This window comes from Microbacterium sp. NPDC058389, from assembly GCF_042722305.1.
Classification (GTDB): Bacteria; Actinomycetota; Actinomycetes; order Actinomycetales; family Microbacteriaceae; genus Microbacterium.
The window spans coordinates 385532-409597 of the sequence record NZ_JBHXJQ010000001.1 but is presented as its reverse complement, the minus strand read 5'-3'; the positions used below and the strand labels follow the sequence as shown (position 1 = coordinate 409597).

The window sequence follows — 24066 nt, the reverse complement described above, 5'->3', positions numbered from 1 at the left end:
CGGAGACGTGGAGCGTGCGACACGTCACACCGTGACGAGATCGCGCAGCGACGAGAGCATCTTGTCGCCGATCCCGGGCACCGCGAGCAGATCGTCGACGCTCGTGAAGCGCCCGTTGTCGTCGCGCCACGCGATGATGCGCTCGGCCAGGGCCGGACCGATGCGCGGCAGCTCCTCGAGCGCCGCCGCGTCCGCCGTGTTGAGGTTCACGCGGCCGTCGGCGGTCGTGCCGGCCGTGCCGGTCGTCACCGCCGTCTCGCCCACGCGCGGCACCGGCAGCTGCTCGCCGTCGCTCACGGCGCGCGCAAGGTTGACGGCATCCCGATCCGCGTCGTCGGTGAACCCGCCTGCGGCGGCCACCGCGTCGACGACGCGCGACCCCTGCGGCAGCACGTAGAGCCCGGGCGTCCGCACCGCACCCGACACATGCACGTACAGGTCCGCCGTGGTGGTCGGAGTCCTCGTGGGCGTGACGGCGACGGGCACCTCCTGCGTCGGCGCCATCGCCCCGCGCACGATCCCGATGCCCACGGTGACGGCCAGGGCGGCGACGACGAGCACCACGACGGCGCCGATGCCGAGCCTCCGGCGTGGGGAGGCGGCATCCTTCTCCTCGGCACGATGCGAGGGCTCACCGGGGGTCACGCCGCCACGCTAGGCGGGGCGGCACCACGTCCCGCGACACCTTCCTGCGTTCTGTGGAGGGTTCGGACACGGCGGGATCTGTGGAGGACGGTCAGGGCAGGGCCGTCATGCGGATCGCACGGTGCCGATCATCCTTGCGCGGGCGAACGACGGATGCCGTGCCCGCAGGTCGCGGGCACGGCATCCGTCATCGCACGGGGCGTCACTTCGTGGCGAAGCTCACGACCTTCGGCGGGCGCACGACGGCGCGCACGATCTCGCGGTCGCCGAGCGCACGGACGACCTTCTCGTCGGCGCGCGCGAGCCGCTCGAGCTCGGCGGCGTCGATGCGGGCCGAGACCTGCAGCGTGCCGCGCACCTTGCCGTCGACCTGCACGACGGCCGTCACGCGCTCCTCGACCAGCAGCGTCGGGTCGGCGGTCCGCCACGGCACGAGGCCGACGAAGCCGTCGTAGCCGAGGATCTCCCACATCTCCTCTGCGGTGTGCGGGGCGAACAGGTCGAGGACCATCGCGGTGACCTCGGCGGCCTCGCGCACGGCGGGGTCGGAAGGGCCCGCGCCGGTGTCGATCACCTTGCGGGTGGCGTTGACGAGCTCCATGAGGCGCGCGACCACGACGTTGAACTTCGTCTGCTCGACGAGGCCCGGGGCATCGGCCAGCAGCCGGTGCGTCACGCGGCGCAGCGCCTCGTCGCCCTCCGCCCACACGACGTCGGGCGAGCTGGTCACGTCGTTCGCGACACGCCAGGCGCGTGCCAGGAACTTCTGGGCGCCCGTCGTCGAGACGTCCTCCCAGTTGATGTCGTCCTCGACCGGGCCCGCGAACACCATCGCGACGCGGGATGCATCGGCGCCCGGGTCGACCATGCTCGAGGCGAACTCGACGAGGTTGCCCTTCGACTTGGACATCTTCGAGCCGCCCAGCAGCACCATGCCCTGGTTGATGAGGCTCGTGAACGGCTCGGTGAAGTCGATCAGGCCCATGTCGAACAGCACCTTCGTGATGAAGCGCGCATAGAGCAGGTGCAGGATGGCGTGCTCGACGCCACCGATGTACGAATCGACGGGCGCCCAGCGGTCGGCCTCGGCCGACGGGAACGCCTGCGTCGGGTCGTTCGGCGCCAGGAAGCGCAGGAAGTACCACGAGCTGTCGACGAACGTGTCCATCGTGTCGGGATCGCGCAGCGCCGGCTCCCCGGTCGCGGGGTCGGTCGTCTGCATCCACTCGGTGGCGCCGCCCAGGGGCGACGTGCCCTTCGGCTTCAGATCCAGTCCGCGCGCGTCCGGCAGCTCGAGCGGGAGCTGGTCGTCGGGCACCGGGACGATGCGGCCGTCCTCGGTGTGGATCATCGGGATCGGCGTGCCCCAGAAGCGCTGACGCGAGATCAGCCAGTCGCGCAGGCGGTAGGACTTCGCCGCGCGGCCTGTGCCGGCAGCCTCGAGCTGCTCGATCATGCGCGCGATCGCGTTGCGCTTGGACAGTCCGTCGAGCGGACCCGAGTTGATCAGGCGCCCCTCGCCGGTCAGCGCGATGCCCGTCTTCGCGGGATCCACGTCGGCCAGGCCCTCGAGCGGACCCGGATCCAGCGGCACACCCTCGTCGTCCAGCTCGATCACCGGGATCGCGCCGGTGATGGATGCCGTCGTGTCGACGACCACCTTCACGGGCAGATCGAACGCCCGGGCGAAGTCCAGGTCGCGCTGGTCGTGCGCAGGCACGGCCATGACGGCCCCATGACCGTAGTCCGCGAGGACGTAGTCGGCAGCCCAGATCGGCAGGCGGTCGCCGTTGACAGGGTTGATCGCGAAGCGGTCGAGGAAGACGCCCGTCTTGGGACGGTCGGTCGACTGACGCTCGATGTCGGTCTCGCGCTGCACGCGCTCGAGGTAGTCCTGGAAGCGCATGCGCACCTCGGCGGTCGAGCCCGCAGCGAGCTCTGCTGCCAGGTCGCTGTCGGGGGCCACGACCATGAAGGTCGCGCCATGCAGCGTGTCGGGGCGCGTCGAGAAGACCGTGACCTTGTCGGCCCGGCCTTCGATCTCGAAGTCGATGTCGGCGCCGATCGAGCGGCCGATCCAGTTCCGCTGCATGCGGAGGACCTTCTGCGGCCAGAAGCCCTCGAGCTGGTTCAGGTCGTCGAGCAGGCGGTCGGCGTAGTCGGTGATCTTGAAGTACCACTGCGTCAGGTTCTTCTTGACGACCTCGGCGCCGCAGCGCTCGCAGTGGCCGTCGACGACCTGCTCGTTCGCCAGGACCGTCTGGTCGTTGGGGCACCAGTTGACCGGGCTCGCCTTGCGGTACGCCAGGCCGCGCTCGTAGAGGCGCTGGAACAGCCACTGGTTCCAGCGGTAGTACTCGGGGTCGCTGGTGTGGAGGATGCGCGACCAGTCGTACGACGAGCCGTACTCGCGGAAGCTCTTCTTGTGCTGCTCGATGTTCGCGTACGTCCACTCACGCGGGTCGGAGCCGGCACCGCCCTTGATCGCCGCGTTCTCGGCGGGCAGGCCGAACGAATCCCATCCGATCGGGTTGAGCACGTTGTAGCCGCGGTGGCGCCAGAAGCGCGCCACGACGTCCACGTACGCGTAGTTCTCGGCGTGGCCCATGTGCAGGTCTCCCGACGGGTACGGGAACATGCCGAGCACGTACTTGCGGGGCCGGGTGTCCTCGGCGCCGCCCGCGCGGAACGGGTCGGTCTCGGCCCAGCGCGCCTGCCACTTCTGCTGGATCGCATACGCGTCGTAGCCCTCGGCGGGCGCAGTGGTGTCGGAAGACATGGTCTGACTCACGTGGGAAGTACCAATCCTGGGATGCCGGAATGCGGGCGGCGCGACACAGAACGCGCCGACCAGCGCATATTCCAGATTAGCGGACGGGCCAGGTCAGCGGACCAGCCGCCTCACCAGCCCGGCGGAAGCGTCGCGCCCAAGGCGGCAAGCGGTCCACGCGCCTTGATCCCGACCTCGGCCACCTCGGCCGCGGCGTCGGAGCGCCACGTGATGCCGCCGCCGGCTCCCACGTAGGCGCCGCCCGGGTGCACGACGATGGAACGGATCACCATGGCCAGATCGAGGGTGCCGTCGTCCCCCACCCACCCGAAGCATCCCGCGAACACGCCCCGCGCGGCCTGCTCCAGGCGCTCGAGGATCGTCATCGCCGAGAGCTTGGGGGCACCCGTCATCGAGCCGGCCGGGAAGGTCGCGTCGAGCAGTCCGCCGACCGTCGTCCCCGCGGCGAGCGCACCCGACACGGTGCTCACGAGCTGGTGCACCGCGGGATACGACTCGACCTCCAGCAGCGCGTCCACTCCCACCGTCCCCGGCTCGCACACGCGGGACAGGTCGTTGCGCATGAGGTCGACGATCATGACGTTCTCGGCGCGCTCCTTCTCGTTCGCGCGCAGTTCGGCGGCGAGCGCGGCGTCGGCGGCGGCGTCCTCCCCGCGCGGACGGGTCCCCTTGATGGGGCGCGTGCGCACCGTGGGGCGTTTCCCGCCCTGCTCGACCTCGAGGAACTGCTCGGGGCTCGCGCTCAGCAGCGCCGTGCGGCCGGATCGCACGAATCCGCCGTGATGCGCCGGGGTCGCCCGTCGCAGCCGCAGATAGGTCTCGAGCGGATCGACGTCGCCCTCGACCTCGAACCGCGTCGTGAGGCACAGCTGGTAGGCGTCGCCCTCGCGGATCGCGTCGCGGCAGCGCTCGATGAGCGCCGCATACTCGTGCGGCGCATGTCGTGCCCGTGCGGTGCGACGCGGCGGGTCGAGCGGGCCGGCCGGGACGGGAGGGGATGCCGCGAGCACGCCGATCGCCGTCACAAGGCGTGCCGCCGCATCCTGCGATGCGTGCACGGTGACCCGCCGGGCGGCGTGGTCGAACGCGACGACCCGGTCCGCTCGCAGCCACAGCTGCGACGGCACCGCGCCGTCGTCGTGGCGTGCCGGCGCCCCTGCGCGTGCGGCCGCCTCGTCGTAGTCCCACCAGCCGACCCAGCCGCCGCGGAACCCTGCCGCGCCGTGCGGCTCGATCACCGTCGCCCGCACGTCCGCCGGATCGGCGGGAACACCCGTGCCCATCCAGCTGAGCCCGGCCGCGGCACCCGGTCCGGCATCCAGCCAGTACGCATGCGGGGCGTCCGCGAACAGCGTCGCGAAGGCGTCTGCCGGGTCGACCCATTCCGGCAGGTCGACCGCGACGAGAGCCTCCGACATGTTCCCAGGTTAGAGGGACGGCCGGCCCTCTAGGCTCGTGCCGTGAACGAGTTCCTGTCGTGGCTGCTCGACGCCGTGCAGAGCGTCGACCCACTCGTCAGGACGCTCCTCGCCGGCGTCGCGATCATGCTGGAGACCAGCGTGCTGATCGGCCTCGTCGTGCCCGGCGACACGGTGGTGATCGTGGCGGCGACGGCGGTCTCCTCGCCGCTGGAGGCCGTCCTGCTCGGCGTCGCGGTGGTCGCGGGGGCGATCGCCGGCGAGAGCATCGGGTTCTGGCTGGGGCGTGTGCTCGGTCCCCGCATCCGTCACTCGCGGCTCGGCCGCTGGATCGGCGAGGACAACTGGGCGCGTTCCGAGCGCTATCTCCAGCGCCGCGGCGGACCCGCGATCTTCCTCTCCCGGTTCCTTCCGGTGCTGCACTCCCTCGTGCCGCTCACGGTCGGCATGAGCGGGTACTCGTATCGCCGGTTCCTCGCGTGGACGATCCCCGCGTGCGTCATCTGGTCGACGCTGTACATCTCGGTCGCGGCGGCCGCGGCCGGCACGTACCGCGAGCTCGCCGACCAGCTGCACTACGCCGGCTACATCTTCGTCGCGGTCATCGTCGTGTTCCTCGTGCTGGTGTTCGTGGCGAAGAAGATCATCGAGCGCAGCGAGCGCAGGCACCTCGAACACGACCCCTCGGCGGACGGCACGGCGGAAGCGCCGACGCCGGACGTGAAAGACTGAGGGGGATGCCCGAAACCGACACGTCCACCGAGCGCGCCAAAGTCCTCTGGCTCGCGCGTCTGGAGTACCGGTTCCACGCGTGGCGCGAGCGTCGCGCGCGCCGGCGTGGACAGATCCCGACCGTCACCCCGTTCCCCGGGTACGGCGCGCCAGACTGGGTGCGCGTGCTCGGCCGGGTCATGATCGTGCCTCCGGTCAAGCCCGTAGGCGACGGCGAGTACGCCGGTGTCCGCGGATGGCGCAGCTTCGTCGCCGTGCCGATCGGCTACGCACAGGTCACGATCACGATCGGGGGCGTGGCGCACGAGGTGGTCGCCGATCGCGGCGGGGTGATCGACACCAAGATCCCGGCGGAGCTCGAACCGGGCTGGCAGACCTTCACGATGTCGGTCGAGGGCGGTGATCCGGTGGAGACCCGCGCCTTCATCGTGGCACCGGATGTGCGCTTCGGCGTCGTGTCGGACGTCGACGACACCGTCATGGTCACGGCGCTCCCCCGTCCGCTGCTCGCCGCCTGGAACTCGTTCGTCGTCGACGAGCACGCCCGCCAGCCGGTGCCGGGCATGGCGGTGCTCATGGAGCGCGTCGTGCGCGAGAACCCCGGTGCGCCGCTCGTCTACCTCTCGACCGGCGCCTGGAACATCGCCCCGACGCTCATGCGGTTCCTCGGGCGGCACGTGTTCCCGCCCGGTGCGATGCTGCTCACCGACTGGGGTCCTACGCACGACCGCTGGTTCCGCAGCGGCATCGCGCACAAGCTGTCGAATCTGCGCCGCCTCGCCCAGGAGTTCCCGCACGTGCGGTGGCTGCTCATCGGCGACGACGGCCAGCACGACGACGCGATCTACACGACCTTCACGGACGAGCACCCGAGCCAGGTGGTGGCCGTCGCGATCCGACGTCTCTCGCCCGCAGAGGCGGTTCTGGCCGGTGGCCGCACCGCCGTCAACGACCATGCCGCCGCCGCCGTCCCGTGGGTGAGCGACAGCGACGGCGCCGGGCTGCTGGAGCGGCTCGAGGACGTCGGCGTCGTCGGAGCCGCGCAGGCCTGAGCGTCGGAGGCCCCGCGTAGGCTGACTGCCATGTGCGGACGCTTCGTGGTGGCCAGTGCCGGTTCCGATCTCGTCGGCGTGCTGCGCGTCGATGTCGAGGGCGATGACCTGCCGGAGCCTTCGTACAACGTCGCCCCCACCGATCGCGCCGCGATCGTGCTCGACTCGGCCAAGACGGAGCCGCCGACGCGACGTCTCGAGTCGGCCCGCTGGGGCCTGATCCCGTCGTGGGCGAAAGACACCAAGATCGGCGTGCGCGCCTTCAACGCCCGTGCCGAGGAGCTCGAAGACAAGCCGATGTTCCGCGGAGCGCTGGAGAAGCGCCGCGCGGTCGTGCCCACGTCGGGGTATTACGAGTGGAAGACGGTCGACGGGGTCAAGACCCCGCACTACATCCACCCCGCCGACGGCGAGCCGTTGTTCCTCGCGGGTCTGTACGAGTGGTGGCGGGACCAGACCAAGGGCGACGACGACCCCGAGCGGTGGCTGCTGAGCTTCACGATCCTCACGCGCGATGCGATCGGCCACCTCGGCTCGATCCACGACCGCATGCCGCTCTTCCTGGACCCCGACCACGCGGACGCGTGGCTCGACCCCACGACCGACAACGTGCGCGACGTCCTCGACGCCGCGATCGACGCGGCTCCGGCGCTGGCCGACACGCTCGACGACCACGTCGTCTCGAAAGCCGTGGGCAACGTCCGCAACAACTCGCCCGAGCTGATCGAGCCCGTCGAGGACTGATTCGGACCCACCCACCCAGGGAGCGCGGATGCCGTCCGCGTATCCTCGAGCGGTGACCATCGCTCCCCCGGACCCGACGGTGCTCGCCGCCGACGAGTGGCGGGCGCGCGAGGCCGCGCACACTGAGCGCGCACACGCGCTCACGCTGGCGCACCGCCGGCGCTCGGCGCGCCAGGAGTCGCACCCGGTCGAGGACTTCCTGTTCACGTACTACTCCTACAAGCCGGCGATCCTGCATCGCTGGCATCCCGGTGAGGATGTCGAGCTGAGGGATGCCGCAGCCGACGCGCGCGCCTCGTGGCGCTGGTACGCACCCGGGTCCGCCACCGACTCGTTGCGCGTCGACGGTGCGGCCTTCCGCGCCGAGCGGGGCACGCTCATCGCGAATGTGGGGACGATTCTGCGCGCCACGGCCGACCGTGCGCCGGGCTTCGGCTGCTTCGGCCTGCACGAGTGGGCCATGGTCTACCGGCAGCGCGAGCACCGGCATCCCGTTCCGCTTCGTCTCGGACGCGAGGCGACCGACGCCGTCGTCGAGGCGCACGACCTGCGGTGCACGCACTTCGACGCGTTCCGCTTCTTCACCCCCGAGGCGGTTCCGCTCAACCGCGACCTGCCCACCCGCGAGCGCCAGGCCGCATTCGAGCAGCCGGGGTGCCTGCACGCCGGGATGGACCTGTACAAGTGGGCGGTCAAGCTCGGACCGCTCGTGCCCGGCGACGTGCTGCTCGACGCGTTCGAGCTGGCCCGCGACATCCGCGTCCTCGACATGCGGGCCTCTCCGTACGACCTCGCTGACTGGGGGTACGAGCCGGTGCGCATCGAGACCACCGAGGGGAAGGCCGCCTACGTGCGGGCGCAGCGGGGGTTCGCCGAGCGCGGTCAGGCGCTGCGCACGCGGCTGCTCGACATCGTCGACGCCTGACTCAGCCCGCGGGTGCGCAGTCCGCGCAGGGCACGAGCCCGCGACCGTCGGCTGCCAGACGCAGCCGCAGCGCGGTCACGCGCTCTGCCGCCTCCTCGAGCCGGGTCGCCGGGAGCGCGCCGGAGTCGACGGCCGCGACGATCGCGTCGACGATGGCGGGTGCCGTGTCCGCCGTCGAAGAGACGACCGTGAGCACGACGTCGTTGCCCGCGGCGAGCGCGGCCACGGCGTTGGCCGCGGGATCGGCGTACCTCGGGTCGCCGGAGGACTGCAGCATTCCGAGATCGTCGGTGACGGCGATGCCGGTGAAGCCGAGGTCCTCGCGGGCGATGCGGTGCCACTCTGCCGACAGACTCGCCGGCGCCGGGTCGACGGCGGTGTAGGCGAGGTGCCCGAACATCAGGAGGGGCGCATCGGCAGCGATCCCGGCAGCGAACGGCACGGCGTCGGTCGCGCGCCATTCGTCGAACGAGAGCGGCGTCGCGGGGATCGTCGCATGCGAGTCGGCCTCGGTGGCGCCGTGCCCGGGGAAGTGCTTGAGAGTGGATGCCGCGACCCCTCCCTCGCCGGTGACCGCGGCCGCGACGCTCGAGGCGGCCAGGTCGGGCGTCGTGCCGAGCACGCGGCGATAGATGAACGAGGCCGGGTCGTCGGTCTCGTCCGCGACGACGCCGAAGTTGACGCCGATTCCCGCGCGTCGCACGAGCGCGGCACGACCGGCGAACGCGTCCTGGACCGCGGCCGCCGGGGCGCCCTTCAGTGTGAGCGCGGACGGGAACGTGTCCCATGGCAGCCGCGACACGTCGCCGCCCTCCTGGTCCACGGCGATGAGCGGGGGCAGGGCCGGATCGATCGTCAGCTGTGCCGTGAGTGCGCGCAGCGCCGCCTCGTCGTCGTCGGGGATGTTCGCCCCCATCAGCAGGAATCCGCCGATGCGGGTGGATTCCATGTACGAGCGCAGGGCGGCGGCATCCGTGGTCGGGACATGCCCCATCACGACGGCGGCCGCTCGCTCGCGGACCGTCATGTCCGCGACGAGGTCGCGGGCCGCTGCGACGATCGCGTCGGCACCGGCGGGCTGCACGGTCACCCCGGCCGGGCTCGTCGCCGCGACGGCGGGGGCGGCGGCAGCGGTCCCGGCCAGCGCCGAGACGGCCACCAGCGCCAGAGCGCCGGTCCAGACTCGCCGTGGGAACCACATCCTGCCAGCCTAGGGCGCCGTATCAGTGACGGGCGACGAGGGCGGCGGCATCCGTCCCGGTCGGCAGCACGCCGTACTGCGCGCCGCGGTCGGCGCCGAGCCGCGCCGCGATGAAGGCCTCGGCGGCGTTGGACGGCGCGTGGCGGAGCATGAGCGACGCCTGGAACGCGAGTGCGAGGCTCTCGCTGAGTCGTCGGGCCTGCGCGGCAGCCTCCTCGACATCGGCCGCCGACAGGCGCGCCAGGAGCGTGAGCGTGCGATCGACGTGCGCATCCAGGACGCCCGACGCACCGGTCGTCGTCGCCAGCTCGTCCGCGAACGCCGCAGCCGATTCGGGATCCCGTGTGAGAGCACGCAGCACGTCGAGCGCGATGACGTTGCCCGAGCCCTCCCAGATCGCCATGACCGGCTGTTCCCGGTACCGGCGTGCGAGGGGGAACGACTCGGTGTACCCGTTGCCGCCGAGACATTCCATGGCCTCGTAGGCGTGGTGGGGGCCGCGCTTGCAGATCCAGTACTTCGACACGGGGGTGGCGAGGCGGCGCAGCGCCACGTCGCGGTCGGAGGCGCCGGCTTCGAACAGCTGCGCGAGGCGCAGACCGGTGAGCATCGCGGCTTCGTAGTCCAGGGCGAGATCGGCGAGTACCGACGTCATCGCCGGCTGATCGACGAGCAGCCGGCCGAACGCCGTGCGACCACGGGCGTGCCACACCGCCTCGGCGACCGACTGCCGCATGCCCGCGGCGGTCCCCAGCACGCAGTCCAGCCGGGTGCGCTCGACCATCTCGATGATGGTGCGCACGCCTCGGCCCGGCTCGCCGAGAAGGAATCCGACGGTGCCGTCGAACTCCACCTCGGACGACGCGTTCGAGCGATTGCCGAGCTTGTCCTTCAGACGCTGGATCCGAAAGACGTTGCGCATCCCGTGCGGCAGCATGCGTGGCACGAAGAGGCACGAGAGCCCCTCGTCCCTGCCGCTGGTGCGCGTGTGTGCGAGCACCAGGAAGGCGTCCGACATCGGTGCGGAGCAGAACCACTTGTGGCCGGTCAGCTGGTAGGCGTGGCCGCCCATGTGCTCGCCCACTGTCGTGCCGGCCCGGACGTCGGAACCGCCCTGCTTCTCTGTCATCGCCATGCCGATCAGCGCGCTCTGCTTGCCGCCGGGCACGTCGAGGCGGGGGTCGTATTCCCGCGACAGGAGGCGCGGCATCCACTCCTCCGCCACCCACGGCGACCCTTCGATCGACGCGACGGCGGCGTGAGTCATCGACACCGGGCAGGCGTGACCCGGCTCGACCTGGGCGAACAGCATGAACATCGCCGCGCGCGCCACCGATGCGCCCTCGCGTGGATCGGCCCACGCCGAGGTGTGCGCGCCGCGCGCGATCGCCTCGCTGATCACGCGATGGTACGACGGGTCGTACTCGACCTCGTCGAGGCGGAAGCCCCACCGGTCGTGGGCCTGCAGCAGCGGGGCGTGCACGTTCGCGAGTTCCGCGTCGCGCTGGAACGAGGCGGAGCCGACCAGGCCGCCCGCCTCGTGGAGCGCATCGTCTGCCCAGCCGCCTCCGAACGAAGCGACCGCCGAGACGAGCGGAGTATTGAGACCGTACTCGTCGACGTCCACGCGCCAGGGCGCCTGGTTCTCGACATAGTGCGTGGCCGCTCCGATGACGCGCTGCCCCCGGGCGAAGGTCGTCATGAGCGTTCGGTGTTCATGAGCGCTCCGAGTCGCCGGCAGTGGCCAGTGCGTACTGCTCGCGCGGGCTGAGGGGCGCGCGCGTCACGATGTCGTGGATGAACGCCAGCTTGTGGCGCACCGGTGTGACGATCGTGAAGGGATACAGGTCGCCGAATCCCATCGAACGGTTGATCCGGTTGAATCCCTGCGACATCCACTCCCAGTCGGTCAGCAGGCGCTGGATCGGCTCGTCCTCGTACGAGTCCAGCGGCACCACGTCGGTGTCGCGCAGGTTCGTGACGGCGGCGTCAAGATGGATGCCGATCACCGCGGCCGTCTGCAGGGTCCCGGTGATGTGCAGATAGTGCGCGAAGGTCTCGGCGAAGTCCTCCCACGGGTGCATCGTGGCGTACTCCGAGATGAACGACTCGTGCCAGTCGGCGGGGGCGCCGACCTTGTAGTGGCGCTGCAGGGCGTCGCGGTAGCTGGTGCGCTCATCGCCGAACAGCTCGCGACAGCGGTCCCACATCGCAGGATCGGTCAGCAGCACGTTCTGGTAGTAGTGCCCCACCTCGTGGCGCAGGTGCCCGAGGATCGTGCGGTACGGCTCGCCGAGCTTCACGCGCAGCGCCTCGCGCCGGTCGTCGAGGCTCTCGGCGAGGTCGATCGTGATGATGCCGTTGGCGTGCCCGATCGTGACGCGCTTGCCGTCGGACAGGCTGGAGATCAGGTCGAACCCGAGGCCGCCCTTCTCGACGTCCCACCCGACGATCGGCAGGCCGAGATCGGCGAGCTGCAGCAGCAGGCGGCGCTTGGCCTCCTCCGTCTTGGCGAGCTTCTCGAGCGCGACGGTGTCGTCTGCGGCAGGACGGCGGCGCGTGAGACGGCACGAGAAGCAGCGCCCGGCGGGCGCGTTCTCCCACACCAGCCAGTTGCACGCCCACTCGCGGTTCGAGCACGCGTACCAGACCTCGCCGTCGATGACGGCCTGACCGTGGCGGAGCCCCTGGAACTCGCGCGACGGCAGGTGGTAGCCGATCTCGGCTTCGCAGTTCGGACACTGGAGCGTGTCGAGGTACACGAAGTGGCGGCAATGCGGACAGCGGGGCTGCGAGCTCACCGTCTCACCGTAGCGTGCCCCGGGGTGCGCGGAGCCCGCCCACGTGCCCGGGCTACGGCGACGGCGCCAGCGGCACCCGCAGCAGCAGGTCGTCGTGGGGACCGGGATCGCCCCGTCCGTCGGTGTTGTTCGTCAGCACCCACAGCGATCGGTCCCGCACGGCGACGACGTCGCGCAGTCGCCCGAACTGGCCGGTGAAGGCGGCGACGGGTTCACCGGCCGCCTCGCCGTCCGCCGTGTCGACCTGCCACAGACGCTCCCCACGCAGACCTGCCAGGAACAGGGTCGACCCCACGGAGGCGAGCCCGCTCGGGCTCGCCTCGCTCGTCGGCCACTGCGCCACGGGATCGACGTAACCGTCCCGTTGCGCGGCACCCTCCACGACCGGCCAGCCGTAGTTCGCCCCGGGCTCGATGCGGTTGAGCTCGTCCCACGTGTTCTGGCCGAATTCGCTGGCCCACATGGTGCCGTCGGCCGTCCACGCGATCCCCTGCACGTTGCGATGGCCCATCGACCACACGCGGGTGTCCCACGGGTTGCCCGGCGCGGCGTCGCCGTCGGGTGTGAGGCGCAGGATCTTCCCGCCCAGGGCGTCGCGGTCCTGCGCGGCCTCGGGGCGTCCCGCGTCGCCCGTCGTCACGTAGAGGCAGCCGTCGGGGCCGAACGCGATGCGTCCGCCGTCGTGGTTGCGCGCCTTGGGGATGCCGTCGAGCACGACGTCCGGCTCGCCGAGCTCGAGTGCCCCGGAGACGCCGAGCAGCGGCATCCGCACCACCCGGTTGTCGTCGGCGGCGCCGAAGTACGCGTAGAGCACAGGGCCGTCGGCGGTCCGCAGGAGCGCCAGACCGTGCAGACCGGATTCGCCGCCCGAGACGACCCCGGGCACGGTGCCGGCGGTCCGCAGCCCGCCGTCCGGGGTGAGCTCCCGCACGGTGCCGTCATCGCGCTGCGAGATGAGCGCGCCGCCGCCGTCCAGCGGCACCACCGACCACGGGGAGGCGAGACCGGACGCGAGCGTCGCGACGTCGGGCGTCGTCCGCCACCATGCCGGCTCTGGCGCAGTCGACGGCGAGAGGCCGACGGTCGGGGCCGCGCTGGACGGCACAGGCTGCGGCGCCGCGGTGCACCCGGCCGCGACGATCGAGGCCAGGACGAGGCATCCGATCACCGCACACCGTGCACGCGGAGTCATGTGCCCGCGACGGCGGCTTCGAGCGCGGCGATGTCGATGCGACGCATGCGGAGCATGGCCTGGACGGCGCGGTGAGCGACGTCCGGATCGGGATGCCGGATCAGCTCGACCAGCCGATCGGGGATGATCTGCCACGACAGGCCCCAGCGGTCCTTGAGCCACCCGCACGGCTGCTCCTCACCGCCGTCGGCCACCAGCGCGTTCCAGTACCGGTCGACCTCGGCCTGGTCGCCGCACGACACGTACAGCGACACCGCCTCCGTGAACGGGAACTGCGGACCGGCATCCATCCCGAAGTAGTCGCGCCCGGCGAGCCGGAAGTGGACGTGCATGACCTTGCCGCCCATGCCCGGCACCTCGTCGGGGTAGCGCCCCAGCGCGACGATCTCGGAGTCGGGGACCAGCGCGGTGTAGAAGGTGACAGCCTCCTCAGCCGCGTCGTCGAACCACAGGAAGGGGGTCACGTCGGTCATGCCTCCCACCCTCGCGGACGCCCGGCGGGCGCGCAACGGGTGCCGTGGACGTCACGCCGGGGCGAGTGGGAGGCGCACCGTCACCCGGAGTCCTCCGTCGGCTCGGCCGGCGAGGGCGAGACGGCCGTCGTGCGCCTCTGCGATGCTCTTCACGATCGCCAGGCCGAGTCCGACCCCGGCGTACTGGTCGCTGCGCGCGCGGTCGGTGCCGCGTTGGAAGGGCTCGGCGAGCGTGCCGACGAGGAGCAGGCTCAGCGGCTCTCCCGTGTTCTCCACGGTCAGCAGCGCGGTGCCGCCGTCGCGCGCTGTCATGACCTCGACGCTTCCACCCGCCGGCAGGTTGTGGACGATCGCATTGTGCACGAGGTTCGTCGCGAGCTGCCGCAGCAGCGTCGGGGATCCGAGCGCTGACACGATGTCGCCCGAGGTCGAGATGGTCACGTGACGCGCCTCGGCGAGCGGGAGGAGCGTCTCTGCGGCATCCTCCGCGACCAGCGACAGATCCACGGACTCGCGCACGAACGAGCGCTGTTCGGCGCGGCTGAGGACCAGGAGAGCCTCGGTGAGGTCGATTGCACGCGTGTTCACCTCGCGCAGCCGCGCGATCAGCTCGTCCGCGTCGCGGTCGGGGTCCGTGCGAGCGACGTCCAGCAGCGTCTGCGTGATCGCGAGCGGGGTGCGCAGCTCGTGCGAGGCGTTTGCCGCGAACCGTCGCTGCTCCTCCACCTGCGCCTCCAGCCTCGCGAGCATCGTGTCGAAGCTGTCGGCGAGTTCGCGGAACTCGTCCGCGCGGCCCTCGAGCGCGATGCGGTGCGACAGCGACCCCGCGGCGGCACGGCGCGTTGCGTCCGTGATCCGCCGCAGCGGCGCCAGCATGCGTCCCGCGAGGATCCAGCCGCCGACGAGCCCGAACACGAGCAGCGCCACGAGCGCCCAGGCGGCACGGGGAACGAAGGCCCGCTCCAGGTCGCCGCGGTTGGGCACGACCGGACCGGGCCCCGTGAGGTTGCCGTCGGGAACGTACCGCAGAAGGAACAGCCACACGACGGCGAGCAGCAGGGCCCCCGCCACCATCAGGAATCCGGCGTAGCTGAGCGTCAGCTTGAGCCGAACGCTCATGCCCGGCCGCCTAGTCATCCCGTGACCGCTCGTCCGTCGTCACATCGATGCGGTACCCGACCCCCGGCACGGTCGCGATCACCCACGGTTCTCCCAGTCGCTTGCGCAGCGCCGACACCGTGATGCGCACGGCGTTCGTGAACGGATCGGCGTTCTCGTCCCACGCGCGTTCGAGCAGGTCCTCGGCACTCACGATGCCGCCGTCGGCGCCGATCAGCACCTCGAGCACGGCGAACTGCTTCCTCGTGAGGGCGACGTACCTGCCGTCACGGAACACCTCCCGGCGGAACGGATCCAGGCGCAGGCCGGCGAGCTCCCGCACGGGCGGCCGGCTGTGCGCGCGCCGACGGTCGAGCGCACGCAGCCTCAGCACGAGCTCCTGCAGGTCGAACGGCTTGGTCAGGTAATCGTCGGCCCCCAGTTCGAACCCGGTCGCCTTGTCGTCGATCCGGTCCGCGGCGGTCAGCATGAGGATCGGGATGCCGGTCCCCGCCGCGACGAGGTGTGCGGCGATCTCATCGCCCGAGGGACCCGGGATATCGCGATCGAGCACGGCGATGTCGTACGCGTTGACGCTCAGGAGCTCCATCGCGGTGTCGCCGTCGCCCGCGATGTCGGCCGCGATCGCGGCGAGCCGAAGGCCGTCGCGGATGGCCACCGCCATCAGGGGTTCGTCCTCCACCACCAGCACGCGCATCCCTTGATGCTACGAGGCGACGCATATCGTCCGTGTAGCGAAAACCGCATACGGCCCCGCAACGCGCGCGCGTGTGGGCTGAAGGAATGAACAGCAACCCGTCCAGGCCTGCACGGCGTCGTCGCACGCTCCTCGGCGTGGTCATCGCGCTCGCGATGCTCCTGGCCGCAGTCGTCGGGATCGTCGCGTACCGGTCCGCTGCGGCGACCACCCTGCCGCCTGCGGACACGGGAGCCGCCGCTGTCGACGAGACGAGGGATGGCGCCGTGACGAAGGTCGACGGCATCCTCCCCGACGCGGCGAGCCCCTTCGACGACGACTCCCCCGGCATCGCCCGCCTGACACCCGCCCTGCTCGAGGCGCTGCGCCGGGCGGCGACGGATGCCGCCGAACACGGCGTCGACGTCCGCGTCAACAGCGGCTGGCGGTCGGCCGAGTACCAGGAGCAGCTGCTGCACGAGGCGGTGACCCAGTACGGTTCCGAGGCCGAGGCTGCGCGCTGGGTCGCCACCCCGGCCACGTCGGCGCACGTCGCGGGCGAAGCGGTCGACATCGGCCCGTATGCCGCGGCCGACTGGATGATCGCGCACGGGGCCGGCTACGGGCTGTGCCGCACATACGACAACGAGGCGTGGCATTTCGAGCTGCGCCCGGACGCCGTCCGGGACGGGTGTCCGCCGCTGTACCGTGACCCCACCGAGGACCCGCGGATGCAGCGCTGAGGGCGCGTCGTCGTTCCTCGCTGGTGTGCCCGGCAAAAGCAGAAGGCCGCCCGATCGGGCGGCCTTCTTTCGGTGGACCTGAGGGGACTCGAACCCCTGACCCCCTGCATGCCATGCAGGTGCGCTACCAGCTGCGCCACAGGCCCTGACCGTTTCCCGCTCTCGCGGGGCAACTCGTCTAGCTTACAACACTCCGAGGGGTGCTCCGAACCACGGTCAGTCTTCGGCGCCGGCGCGCGCAGGCAGCTGGATCGGGACGACGGGGCAGTCCTTCCAGAGTCGCTCGAGCCCGTAGTACACGCGCTCCTGCTCGTGGAAGACGTGCACGACGAGGTCGCCGAAGTCGATCAGCACCCAACGGGACTCCTGGCGTCCCTCGCGGCGCAGGCGCTTGTGGCCGGCCTCCAGCAGCTTGTCCTCGATCTCGTCCGCGATGGCGGCGACGTTGCGCTCGTTGCGCCCCGTCACGAGCAGGAAGATGTCGACGAGCGGCAGCGGCTCCGAGACATCGAGGGCCATCAGGTCCTCGCCGCCCTTCGCGTCCGCGGCGGTCGCCGCGATCTGGAGCATGTCGATGGACTGTGGGGTCGCGGTCATCAGAAGACTCCTGTCGCGAAGGCGAGGATGAGGACGCCCACGAGGGCGAGGGCCAGCACACCGGCGGTCACGGCGAGCGACATCATGAGCTTGCCGCCCTTCTCGGGCACCGGGGGCTTGATGACGTCGCCGGGCATCTTGACCGTGCTCACCGCCGCGCTCGCGGCGATCGGCGTCGGAGACGAGTGCACCGGCAGCTCGCCATCGACCAGGGTGGCGTCGATCTCCTTGCCGTCGGCGGTGCCCTTGGCGTGCCCGGTCGAGCCGAGGCCCTCGGGCAGATTGAACGTACCCGTGACGATGACCTCACCCGTCGCGGTGACGGGTGCCACGAGCGGCGACACCTCGGGCGCCTGCGCGACGATCAGCGCGCTCGGAAGTGCGATCGCACCGGTGGTGCGCGACAGCAGCTGGTCGAACGACGCCGGGAACTCCGGAGCGTCGGGCTCGGGTTCGGACGTCGCGGCCGGGGTCTCCGCCTGCGCCTCCAGCAGCCCGGCGCCGAACAGCGGGCTCACGACGGCCTTCTGCTCCTCGGCGATCGGATCCTCGACGCCGGCGAGGGCGGCGTCGAACGCGTCGATGCCCGTGTTCTCGTCGGCCACCGGCTGGATCCACGACACCTGAGGCGCAGCCGGAGCGGCCACGGGGGGCGCGGCGACAGGCGCGGCGGCAACGGGGCCGGCAGGCTCGGACGCTGCGGTGTCGCGCGGGATGCCGAACAGCGCGTGCATGCCGCTGTCGGTGCTCACTTCGCCCGAGTCCGGCGACTCGACGAAGAGGGACGGCGTGGGCTCGGCGGCCGGCTCGGGCTCCGCGAACAGCGGCTGCTCGAAGGCGGGAGCCGGTGCGGGCTCGGGCGACGGCGAGAACGCGAACGCCGGGGCACCCGTCGCGGCGGCGTGTGCGGCGACGACCTCGGGCGTGATCACGGGAACCGACGCGGTGCGGATGCGCTCCTGCTGGCGCGCCTGGCGACGCGTCAGAGGCGACACGCCGAGGTCGACGCTCGAGTCCGCGACCGGGGCGGGCGCGACGACGGCGGGCTCGGCCGGGCGCGGGAACGGCGCAGCGGAGACGGGCACGGCGGAGACGGGCACGACGGCCGCGGGAGGCGGGGTCGGCGCGACGGGCTCGACGGGTGCAGGGGCCTCAGGGACCGCTTCGTCGGTCGGCGTCGCGGTGATCACAGGCGTCGAGCCCGTGTTACGCAGCTCGCGGATCTGCTTGCGGGTGAGGGCGGGCGATGCCGGTTGCTCGGGTGTACTCATTCCTTGCTCCGGTAGAGATGATGCTTCGCAATGTATTGGACGACCCCGTCGGGCACGAGGTACCACACCGGGTGTCCTCGCTCCACCCGGTCGCGGCAGTCCGTCGACGAGATGGCGAGGGCGGGGATCTCGAGCTGACTGACGTCGTCGCTGGGCAGGCCGTCCGTGCTCAGCACATGTCCTGGGCGAGACACAGCGACGAAGTGGGCGAGATCCCACAACTCATCATGGTCTCTCCAACTGAGAATTTGCGCTATGGCGTCTGCGCCCGTGATGAAGAACAGCTCCGCGTCGGGGCGCTGGGCCTTCAGATCGCGGAGCGTGTCGATGGTGTAGGTGGGTCCGTCGCGGTCGATGTCGACCCGACTCACGGTGAAGCGGGGATTGGATGCCGTCGCGATGACGGTCATCAGGTAGCGGTGTTCGCTCGGCGAGACGTCGGCCTTCTGCCAGGGCTCGCCGGTGGGCACGAAGACGACCTCGTCGAGGTCGAACCACTGAGCGACCTCGCTCGCTGCGACGAGGTGACCGTGGTGGATGGGATCGAACGTCCCACCCATGACCCCGATCCTCGAGGCCTCCGTGCCGACCATTCGGGCTGCCTCAGTGGCCGTGCCCCGATCGCTGGACGTCGTTGGCGTGAGCCTTGGCGTACGCCTCGGCCTTCTGCGAGTGGCGGTTGGCCACGTTGCGGTACGACAGCGTCACCAGGGCCAGCGCGGCGAACACGACGACCGCCACGATGCCGTAGCCCACGGTCTCGAGGGCGACGTTGCCGGTGTGCTCCGCCTCTTCGGCGGCGATGGCGATGATCGTGGCGAGTGTCATTCGTGCTCCGTTTCGGGGTTCGCCTCTGGGGCGCGGGACTGCAACAGTCTATTCCGTCACGCGCGGACTTGTCCGGCGCCGCGCGCCAGCCACTTCGAGCTGGTCAGTTCGGCCAGTCCCATGGGGCCGCGAGCGTGCAGCTTCTGCGTCGAGATGCCCACCTCGGCGCCGAAGCCGAACTCGCCGCCGTCGGTGAAACGGGTCGATGTGTTGGCCATCACGACGGCGGAGTCGACCTCGGCCAGGAAGCGCGCCTCGTTGGCGGCATCCTGCGTGATGATCGACTCGGTGTGGTGCGTCGAGTACCGCCGGATGTGATCGAGCGCGTCGTCGAGGTCGTCGACCACCCGCATCGCGAGGTCGAGGCTCAGGTACTCGGTCGCCCAGTCCTCCTCCGTCGCGGGGGTGACGTCGGCGGCGAGCCGGAAGACCGTGGGATCGCCGTGGACGGTGACGCCGCTCTCCTGCAGCGCAGCCACGACCGGACCGACGAGGCGCTCGGCAGCGCCGCGATGCACCAGCACCGTCTCGACAGCGTTGCACACGCTCGGCCGCTGCGTCTTGGCGTTCACGACGATGTCGCGCGCCCAATCCAGCGGCGCGCTCTCGTCGAGCACGATGTGCACGACGCCGGCGCCGGTCTCGATCACCGGCACCGAAGACTCGGTGACGACGGTCTCGATCAGCTGGGCGCTGCCCCGCGGGACCAGCACGTCCACGATGCCGCGGGCGTGCATGAGCTCGCGCGCCCCCTCGCGGCCGAAGTCGTCGACCGTCTGGATCGCCTCGGGATCGATGCCACGATCGCCCAGCGCTCCGCGCATGGCGCGGACCAGGGCGGCGTTGGTGAGCTCCGCAGCCGTGCCGCCGCGCAGGACCACGGCGTTCCCCGACCGCAGCGCGAGGGCCGCGATGTCGACGGTCACATTCGGGCGCGCCTCGTAGATGGACCCCACCACGCCGAACGGCACCGAAACCTTGGTGAGCGACACGCCGTTGTCGAGCGTCCGCTCGTCGAGCACGCGCCCGACCGGGTCGGGCAGCGCCGCGATCTCGCGCACGGCGGCAGCGAGGGCCGACACACGCGGCTCATCGAGCCGCAGGCGGTCCTGCAGCGCCACGGAGAGGCCGCTCGCACTCCCCCGCCGCAGATCCTCGGCGTTCGCCGCGACGATGTCGGCCGTGGCCGCCTGGATCGCGTCCGCGATCGCGAGCAGCGCATCGCGCTTCTCGTCGTCGCCGAGCAGGCCGATGCTGCGGGCGGCGTCCTTCGCGAGGAGCATCCGTTCGCGGGCCGTGGTGGCGGTGGTCGTCATCCGCCCAGTTTAGGACGGCCGGAGGTGGGCGATCAGCCGGTGCGCACCGCGCCCGTCATGGCCGACGGCGCCGGCACCGGGTTCGGTTCGAACCAGGTGCCGATCTCATCACCCGACAGCGCTTCGCCGACCAGATCGGCGCTCGTCACGAGGACCCCGATCCCGGATGCCGCGGCCAGGCGCGCCGCCGACACCTTGGTGGCCGCACCACCGGTGCCGACGCTGTTGACCACGACGGAGCCGAACTCGAACCCGTGCAGGTCGTCGCCGAACGCGACGTGCGGGATCGGCACCGCCCCCGGCTCGTCCGGCGGGCGGGTGTACAGGCATTCGATGTCGCTGAGGAGCACGAGCGCGTCGGCGCCGATCAGCTGCGCGACGAGGGCCGCCAGGCGGTCGTTGTCTCCGAAGCGGATCTCATGCGTGGCGACGGTGTCGTTCTCGTTCACCACCGGGAGGATGCGCAGGCCCAGCAGACGCTCCATGGCGCGACGCGCGTTCTCGCGGTGCGTGGTGTTCTCGAGGTCGCCGGCGGTCAGGAGCACCTGGCCGGCCACGATCCGGAAGGGGCGCAGCGCCTCCTGGTAGCGGTAGATCAGGATGTTCTGCCCGACGGCGGCCGCAGCCTGCTGCGTCGCAAGGTCGCTCGGCCGCTCGTCGAGGAGGAGGAACGGCATGCCCGTCGCGATGGCGCCGGACGAGACCAGCACCACCTCGGTGCCGCGACCGTGCGCAGCGGCGAGGGCGTCGACGAGCGGACGGATCTTGTGGGCGTTGTCGCCGCTGATCGACGACGAGCCGACCTTGACCACCACACGGCGCGCGGTGCGGATGTCACCGCGCTCGCGTGTGCTCACTCGTCGTCCCCGTCGGCCCACTCGGGGCTCGGACCGCGCTCGGCGAGGCGCTCGGCCTCGAGCTCGGCGCGGGCCTCCGCCTTCGCGTCCATCATGTCGTGGTACATGTCACGGCGCTGGGACGTCGTGCGACGGGTGCTGCGCAGCAGGCGGGGATCCGTGCCTCGCGGCGCGGTCATCAGCTCCGCGGTCGACGACACCGACGGCTCCCAGTCGAAGACGATGCCGTCGCCCTCGCCGATGACGACCGTCGCGCCCGGGACGGCGCCCGCACGGTACAGCTCGTTCTCGACGCCGAGCTTCTCGAGCCGGTCGCCGAGGTATCCGACGGCCTCCTCGTTCTGGAAGTCGGTCTGCTGCACCCACTTCACCGGCTTGTCGCCGAGGATGCGGTAGACGTTGCCGTACGTGCCGCCCTCGACGCGGACGGAGAACTCCTTGTCGGCGCCCTTGGGGCGGATCACGATCCGCTCAGGTGCCGGCGCGGCCGCCCGCTCGACACGATGCGTCGCCACGATGTCGCCGAGCGCGAACGTGAGCTGACGCAGGCCCTCGTGGCTCACCGTCGAGATCTCGAAGACACGGAAGCCGCGCGCCTCGAGGTCCGGTCGCACGAGGTCCGCGAGGTCCTTGGCCTCGGGCACGTCCACCTTGTTGAGGGCGACGAGCTGCGGGCGCTCCAGGAGCGGCAGCTGTCCCTCCGGCACGGGGTAGGCGGCAAGCTCGGCCAGGATGACGTCGAGATCGGTGAGCGGGTCGCGACCCGGCTCGAGCGTCGCGCAGTCGAGCACGTGGACGAGCGCCGTGCAACGCTCGACGTGCCGCAGGAACTCGAGACCGAGGCCCTTGCCCTCGCTCGCGCCCTCGATGAGTCCGGGCACGTCCGCGACGGTGAAACGCGTGTCGCCGGCCTGCACGACGCCGAGGTTGGGGTGCAGCGTGGTGAACGGGTAGTCCGCGATCTTGGGACGCGCGGCGGAGATCGCGGCGATGAGGCTCGACTTGCCGGCCGACGGGAACCCGACCAGGGCGACGTCGGCCACCGTCTTCAGCTCGAGGAGGACGTCACCGGTCCAGCCGGGCGTGCCCAGCAGCGCGAAGCCGGGGGCCTTCCGCTTCGGCGTGGCGAGCGCGGCGTTGCCGAGTCCGCCCAGACCGCCGGGGGCCGCGACGAACCGCATGCCGGGCTCGATCATGTCCACGATGGTCTCGCCGGACGGGTCCTTCACCACGGTCCCCACCGGGACCGGCAGCTCCAGCGACTCACCCAAAGCGCCCGAGCGGTGGTCGCCCATGCCGAACCCGCCGTTGCCCGCGGAGCGGTGCGGCGAGTGGTGGTAGGAGAGCAGCGTCGTGACCTGCGGGTCGGCGACCAGCACGACGTCGCCGCCGTGACCGCCGTTGCCGCCGTCGGGGCCGGCGAGCGGCTTGAACTTCTCGCGCTTGACCGACACGCAGCCGTTGCCGCCCTTGCCGGCGCTCAGATGGAGCGTCACGCGATCGACGAACGTGACCATGCGGTCCCCCTCAGGCCTGGGTGCTCCCCAGAGTAAAGGGAAGGGGCGAGCCGTAGCCCGCCCCCTCCTCGAAGTGTGTGTGAACCCGGTGGATTACTCCGCCGCAGCCACGATGTTGACGACCTTGCGGCCGCCCTTGTGGCCGAACTCGACCGAGCCCGCGGCCAGCGCGAACAGCGTGTCGTCGCCACCGCGGCCGACGTTGGCGCCGGGGTGGAAGTGCGTGCCACGCTGACGGACGAGGATCTCGCCGGCGTTGACGGCCTGGCCGCCGAAACGCTTCACGCCGAGGCGCTGAGCGTTGGAGTCACGACCGTTGCGGGTGGAGCTTGCGCCCTTTTTGTGTGCCATCTCTGCGTCTCCTGTGGCTTACTTGATGCCGGTGACCTTGACGCGCGTGAGGTCCTGACGGTGCCCCTGGCGCTTCTTGTAGCCGGTCTTGTTCTTGAACTTCTGGATCACGATCTTCGGGCCGCGCTCCTCACCGAGCACCTCGGCGGTCACGGTGACCTTCGCGAGCTTCTCGGCGTCGGTCGTCACGGCGTCGCCGTCGACGAAGAGCACCGCGGGGAGCTCGATCTTGTCGCCGACCTTCGCGGCCTGACGGTCGAGAACGACGATCGTGCCGACCTCAACCTTCTCCTGCCGGCCGCCGGCGCGCACAACTGCGTAAACCACTTCACACCTGTTTCTTCTGGGAGCACGCGCACGCGCTCAGGACGTCAACAAAGACTTGGTGCGGATGTCTCGACGCACCAAGGGTCTACTTTACCAGATGCCGGAACAGTCCGCGAAAGCGCGCGACCGTGTGTCGCCGCCTGGGGCTCTCACACCCGGCTCTCCGCGCTGCGCGAGGCGACGCGTCGAGAGATGTGGGGACGATGAATAGTATCTGGACGTGACGATCCTGATCGACGACCCGCGCTGGCCCGCGCACGGGCGGCTGTGGGCGCATCTCGTGAGCGACGCTTCGCTCGCCGAGCTGCACGCGTTCGCCGACGCGAACGGCATTCCGCGGCGCGGGTTCGATCTCGACCACTACGACGTGCCCGAGGACGCGCACGCACGGCTCATCGCCGCGGGCGCCCAGCACGTCGACGGTCACGAGCTGGTGCGCCGCCTCATCGCGTCGGGCCTGCGCGTGCGGGCGCGCGACCGGCACTGACGT

Annotated in this window: 25 protein-coding genes and 1 tRNA gene; 6 read left to right on the top strand and 20 right to left on the bottom strand. The window is 71.1% G+C overall.

The window, feature by feature from the left end; genetic code table 11:
- Nucleotides 1-24 precede the first annotated feature (24 nt).
- The 3 genes from ACFWJ8_RS02105 to ACFWJ8_RS02095 all read right to left on the bottom strand — a co-directional run bounded on the left by ACFWJ8_RS02105 (nt 25) and on the right by ACFWJ8_RS02095 (nt 4854).
- On the bottom strand, nt 25-576 hold the full coding sequence (locus ACFWJ8_RS02105; protein ID WP_378808664.1) for a helix-hairpin-helix domain-containing protein: 552 nt from the start codon (nt 574-576) through the stop codon (nt 25-27).
- Between the two features lie 271 nt (nt 577-847).
- A complete protein-coding gene (leuS, locus tag ACFWJ8_RS02100; RefSeq protein ID WP_378808313.1) occupies nt 848-3424 on the bottom strand; it encodes a leucine--tRNA ligase in 2577 nt (858 codons plus the stop codon).
- A gap of 122 nt (nt 3425-3546) precedes the next feature.
- Nucleotides 3547-4854: an anthranilate synthase component I family protein gene (locus ACFWJ8_RS02095; protein WP_378808311.1), complete on the bottom strand. Its 1308-nt coding sequence runs from the start codon at nt 4852-4854 to the stop codon at nt 3547-3549.
- A 42-nt stretch (nt 4855-4896) separates the two neighbouring features.
- On the opposite strand from ACFWJ8_RS02095, the gene ACFWJ8_RS02090 reads away from it, so the two are divergent.
- Genes ACFWJ8_RS02090 through ACFWJ8_RS02075 form a run of 4 tightly spaced genes read left to right on the top strand, consistent with a single transcriptional unit; the run spans nt 4897 to nt 8307 of the window.
- Nucleotides 4897-5586 carry a DedA family protein gene (locus ACFWJ8_RS02090; protein ID WP_378808309.1) on the top strand — a complete coding sequence of 230 codons (690 nt, stop codon included), beginning with the start codon at nt 4897-4899 and terminating at the stop codon, nt 5584-5586.
- Nucleotides 5587-5591: 5 nt separating this feature from the next.
- Nucleotides 5592-6638: an App1 family protein gene (locus ACFWJ8_RS02085; RefSeq protein ID WP_378808307.1), complete on the top strand. Its 1047-nt coding sequence runs from the start codon at nt 5592-5594 to the stop codon at nt 6636-6638.
- Between the two features lie 30 nt (nt 6639-6668).
- Nucleotides 6669-7382, top strand: a complete 714-nt coding sequence (locus ACFWJ8_RS02080) for an SOS response-associated peptidase (protein WP_378808305.1) — start codon at nt 6669-6671, stop codon at nt 7380-7382.
- A 28-nt stretch (nt 7383-7410) separates the two neighbouring features.
- Entirely contained in the window at nt 7411-8307 is an 897-nt protein-coding gene (locus tag ACFWJ8_RS02075) for a 3-methyladenine DNA glycosylase (RefSeq protein ID WP_378808303.1), read from the top strand.
- Nucleotide 8308: 1 nt separating this feature from the next.
- On the opposite strand, the gene ACFWJ8_RS02070 is transcribed toward ACFWJ8_RS02075, so the two are convergent.
- Genes ACFWJ8_RS02070 through ACFWJ8_RS02040 form a run of 7 tightly spaced genes read right to left on the bottom strand, consistent with a single transcriptional unit; the run spans nt 8309 to nt 15790 of the window.
- The gene (locus ACFWJ8_RS02070) at nt 8309-9508 is read right to left on the bottom strand and encodes a glycoside hydrolase family 3 N-terminal domain-containing protein (protein ID WP_378808301.1); all 1200 of its coding nucleotides are present in this window, start codon (nt 9506-9508) and stop codon (nt 8309-8311) included.
- 22 nt (nt 9509-9530) lie between these two features.
- Complete coding sequence (locus tag ACFWJ8_RS02065; RefSeq protein ID WP_378808299.1) at nt 9531-11210, bottom strand: acyl-CoA dehydrogenase family protein; 1680 nt, start codon at nt 11208-11210, stop codon at nt 9531-9533.
- Nucleotides 11211-11223: 13 nt separating this feature from the next.
- Nucleotides 11224-12309, bottom strand: a complete 1086-nt coding sequence (locus tag ACFWJ8_RS02060) for a putative zinc-binding metallopeptidase (protein ID WP_378808297.1) — start codon at nt 12307-12309, stop codon at nt 11224-11226.
- A 52-nt stretch (nt 12310-12361) separates the two neighbouring features.
- Nucleotides 12362-13501 carry a PQQ-dependent sugar dehydrogenase gene (locus tag ACFWJ8_RS02055; protein ID WP_378808295.1) on the bottom strand — a complete coding sequence of 380 codons (1140 nt, stop codon included), beginning with the start codon at nt 13499-13501 and terminating at the stop codon, nt 12362-12364.
- The gene (locus ACFWJ8_RS02050) at nt 13498-13974 is read right to left on the bottom strand and encodes a VOC family protein (protein WP_378808293.1); all 477 of its coding nucleotides are present in this window, start codon (nt 13972-13974) and stop codon (nt 13498-13500) included. Before ACFWJ8_RS02050 ends, ACFWJ8_RS02055 begins: the two co-directional genes overlap by 4 nt.
- Nucleotides 13975-14025: 51 nt before the next feature.
- Nucleotides 14026-15093, bottom strand: a complete 1068-nt coding sequence (locus ACFWJ8_RS02045) for a sensor histidine kinase (protein ID WP_378808291.1) — start codon at nt 15091-15093, stop codon at nt 14026-14028.
- Nucleotides 15094-15103: 10 nt separating this feature from the next.
- Nucleotides 15104-15790, bottom strand: a complete 687-nt coding sequence (locus tag ACFWJ8_RS02040) for a response regulator transcription factor (RefSeq protein WP_378808289.1) — start codon at nt 15788-15790, stop codon at nt 15104-15106.
- 86 nt (nt 15791-15876) lie between these two features.
- Between ACFWJ8_RS02040 and ACFWJ8_RS02035 the strand changes: the two genes are divergently transcribed.
- A complete protein-coding gene (locus ACFWJ8_RS02035) occupies nt 15877-16512 on the top strand; it encodes a M15 family metallopeptidase (protein WP_378808287.1) in 636 nt (211 codons plus the stop codon).
- A 73-nt stretch (nt 16513-16585) separates the two neighbouring features.
- On the opposite strand, the gene ACFWJ8_RS02030 is transcribed toward ACFWJ8_RS02035, so the two are convergent.
- The 10 genes from ACFWJ8_RS02030 to rplU form a co-directional block, all read right to left on the bottom strand.
- Nucleotides 16586-16658 (bottom strand) — tRNA-Ala (locus ACFWJ8_RS02030).
- Between the two features lie 70 nt (nt 16659-16728).
- Nucleotides 16729-17109 (bottom strand): ribosome silencing factor, encoded by a 381-nt coding sequence (gene rsfS, locus ACFWJ8_RS02025; protein ID WP_378808285.1) that lies wholly within the window; start codon nt 17107-17109, stop codon nt 16729-16731.
- Entirely contained in the window at nt 17109-18380 is a 1272-nt protein-coding gene (locus ACFWJ8_RS02020) for a hypothetical protein (protein WP_378808283.1), read from the bottom strand. The genes rsfS and ACFWJ8_RS02020 overlap by 1 nt, the downstream gene beginning before the upstream one ends.
- On the bottom strand, nt 18377-18973 hold the full coding sequence (nadD, locus tag ACFWJ8_RS02015; protein WP_378808282.1) for a nicotinate-nucleotide adenylyltransferase: 597 nt from the start codon (nt 18971-18973) through the stop codon (nt 18377-18379). Before nadD ends, ACFWJ8_RS02020 begins: the two co-directional genes overlap by 4 nt.
- A gap of 10 nt (nt 18974-18983) precedes the next feature.
- On the bottom strand, nt 18984-19208 hold the full coding sequence (locus ACFWJ8_RS02010) for a hypothetical protein (RefSeq protein ID WP_378808280.1): 225 nt from the start codon (nt 19206-19208) through the stop codon (nt 18984-18986).
- 56 nt (nt 19209-19264) lie between these two features.
- Nucleotides 19265-20524 carry a glutamate-5-semialdehyde dehydrogenase gene (locus ACFWJ8_RS02005; RefSeq protein WP_378808278.1) on the bottom strand — a complete coding sequence of 420 codons (1260 nt, stop codon included), beginning with the start codon at nt 20522-20524 and terminating at the stop codon, nt 19265-19267.
- A 32-nt stretch (nt 20525-20556) separates the two neighbouring features.
- On the bottom strand, nt 20557-21381 hold the full coding sequence (gene proB, locus ACFWJ8_RS02000; RefSeq protein WP_378808276.1) for a glutamate 5-kinase: 825 nt from the start codon (nt 21379-21381) through the stop codon (nt 20557-20559).
- Entirely contained in the window at nt 21378-22898 is a 1521-nt protein-coding gene (gene obgE / locus ACFWJ8_RS01995; protein ID WP_378808273.1) for a GTPase ObgE, read from the bottom strand. Before obgE ends, proB begins: the two co-directional genes overlap by 4 nt.
- A 93-nt stretch (nt 22899-22991) precedes the next feature.
- Nucleotides 22992-23249 (bottom strand): 50S ribosomal protein L27, encoded by a 258-nt coding sequence (gene rpmA, locus ACFWJ8_RS01990; protein ID WP_191171088.1) that lies wholly within the window; start codon nt 23247-23249, stop codon nt 22992-22994.
- A gap of 18 nt (nt 23250-23267) precedes the next feature.
- Nucleotides 23268-23576: a 50S ribosomal protein L21 gene (rplU, locus tag ACFWJ8_RS01985; protein WP_026305464.1), complete on the bottom strand. Its 309-nt coding sequence runs from the start codon at nt 23574-23576 to the stop codon at nt 23268-23270.
- A 220-nt stretch (nt 23577-23796) separates the two neighbouring features.
- On the opposite strand from rplU, the gene ACFWJ8_RS01980 reads away from it, so the two are divergent.
- On the top strand, nt 23797-24063 hold the full coding sequence (locus ACFWJ8_RS01980) for a DUF4031 domain-containing protein (RefSeq protein ID WP_378808270.1): 267 nt from the start codon (nt 23797-23799) through the stop codon (nt 24061-24063).
- Nucleotides 24064-24066 lie beyond the last annotated feature (3 nt).

Coding starts and splice junctions, on each gene's coding strand:
- leuS (WP_378808313.1), bottom strand. CDS start 3,424: ATGTCTTCCGACACCACTGCGCCCGCCGAGGGCTACGACGCGTATGCG.
- ACFWJ8_RS02095 (WP_378808311.1), bottom strand. CDS start 4,854: ATGTCGGAGGCTCTCGTCGCGGTCGACCTGCCGGAATGGGTCGACCCG.
- ACFWJ8_RS02085 (WP_378808307.1), top strand. CDS start 5,592: ATGCCCGAAACCGACACGTCCACCGAGCGCGCCAAAGTCCTCTGGCTC.
- ACFWJ8_RS02080 (WP_378808305.1), top strand. CDS start 6,669: ATGTGCGGACGCTTCGTGGTGGCCAGTGCCGGTTCCGATCTCGTCGGC.
- ACFWJ8_RS02075 (WP_378808303.1), top strand. CDS start 7,411: ATGCCGTCCGCGTATCCTCGAGCGGTGACCATCGCTCCCCCGGACCCG.
- ACFWJ8_RS02070 (WP_378808301.1), bottom strand. CDS start 9,508: ATGTGGTTCCCACGGCGAGTCTGGACCGGCGCTCTGGCGCTGGTGGCC.
- ACFWJ8_RS02065 (WP_378808299.1), bottom strand. CDS start 11,210: ATGACGACCTTCGCCCGGGGGCAGCGCGTCATCGGAGCGGCCACGCAC.
- ACFWJ8_RS02055 (WP_378808295.1), bottom strand. CDS start 13,501: ATGACTCCGCGTGCACGGTGTGCGGTGATCGGATGCCTCGTCCTGGCC.
- ACFWJ8_RS02050 (WP_378808293.1), bottom strand. CDS start 13,974: ATGACCGACGTGACCCCCTTCCTGTGGTTCGACGACGCGGCTGAGGAG.
- ACFWJ8_RS02045 (WP_378808291.1), bottom strand. CDS start 15,093: ATGAGCGTTCGGCTCAAGCTGACGCTCAGCTACGCCGGATTCCTGATG.
- ACFWJ8_RS02040 (WP_378808289.1), bottom strand. CDS start 15,790: ATGCGCGTGCTGGTGGTGGAGGACGAACCCCTGATGGCGGTGGCCATC.
- ACFWJ8_RS02035 (WP_378808287.1), top strand. CDS start 15,877: ATGAACAGCAACCCGTCCAGGCCTGCACGGCGTCGTCGCACGCTCCTC.
- rsfS (WP_378808285.1), bottom strand. CDS start 17,109: ATGACCGCGACCCCACAGTCCATCGACATGCTCCAGATCGCGGCGACC.
- ACFWJ8_RS02020 (WP_378808283.1), bottom strand. CDS start 18,380: ATGAGTACACCCGAGCAACCGGCATCGCCCGCCCTCACCCGCAAGCAG.
- nadD (WP_378808282.1), bottom strand. CDS start 18,973: ATGGTCGGCACGGAGGCCTCGAGGATCGGGGTCATGGGTGGGACGTTC.
- ACFWJ8_RS02010 (WP_378808280.1), bottom strand. CDS start 19,208: ATGACACTCGCCACGATCATCGCCATCGCCGCCGAAGAGGCGGAGCAC.
- ACFWJ8_RS02005 (WP_378808278.1), bottom strand. CDS start 20,524: ATGACGACCACCGCCACCACGGCCCGCGAACGGATGCTCCTCGCGAAG.
- obgE (WP_378808273.1), bottom strand. CDS start 22,898: ATGGTCACGTTCGTCGATCGCGTGACGCTCCATCTGAGCGCCGGCAAG.
- rpmA (WP_191171088.1), bottom strand. CDS start 23,249: ATGGCACACAAAAAGGGCGCAAGCTCCACCCGCAACGGTCGTGACTCC.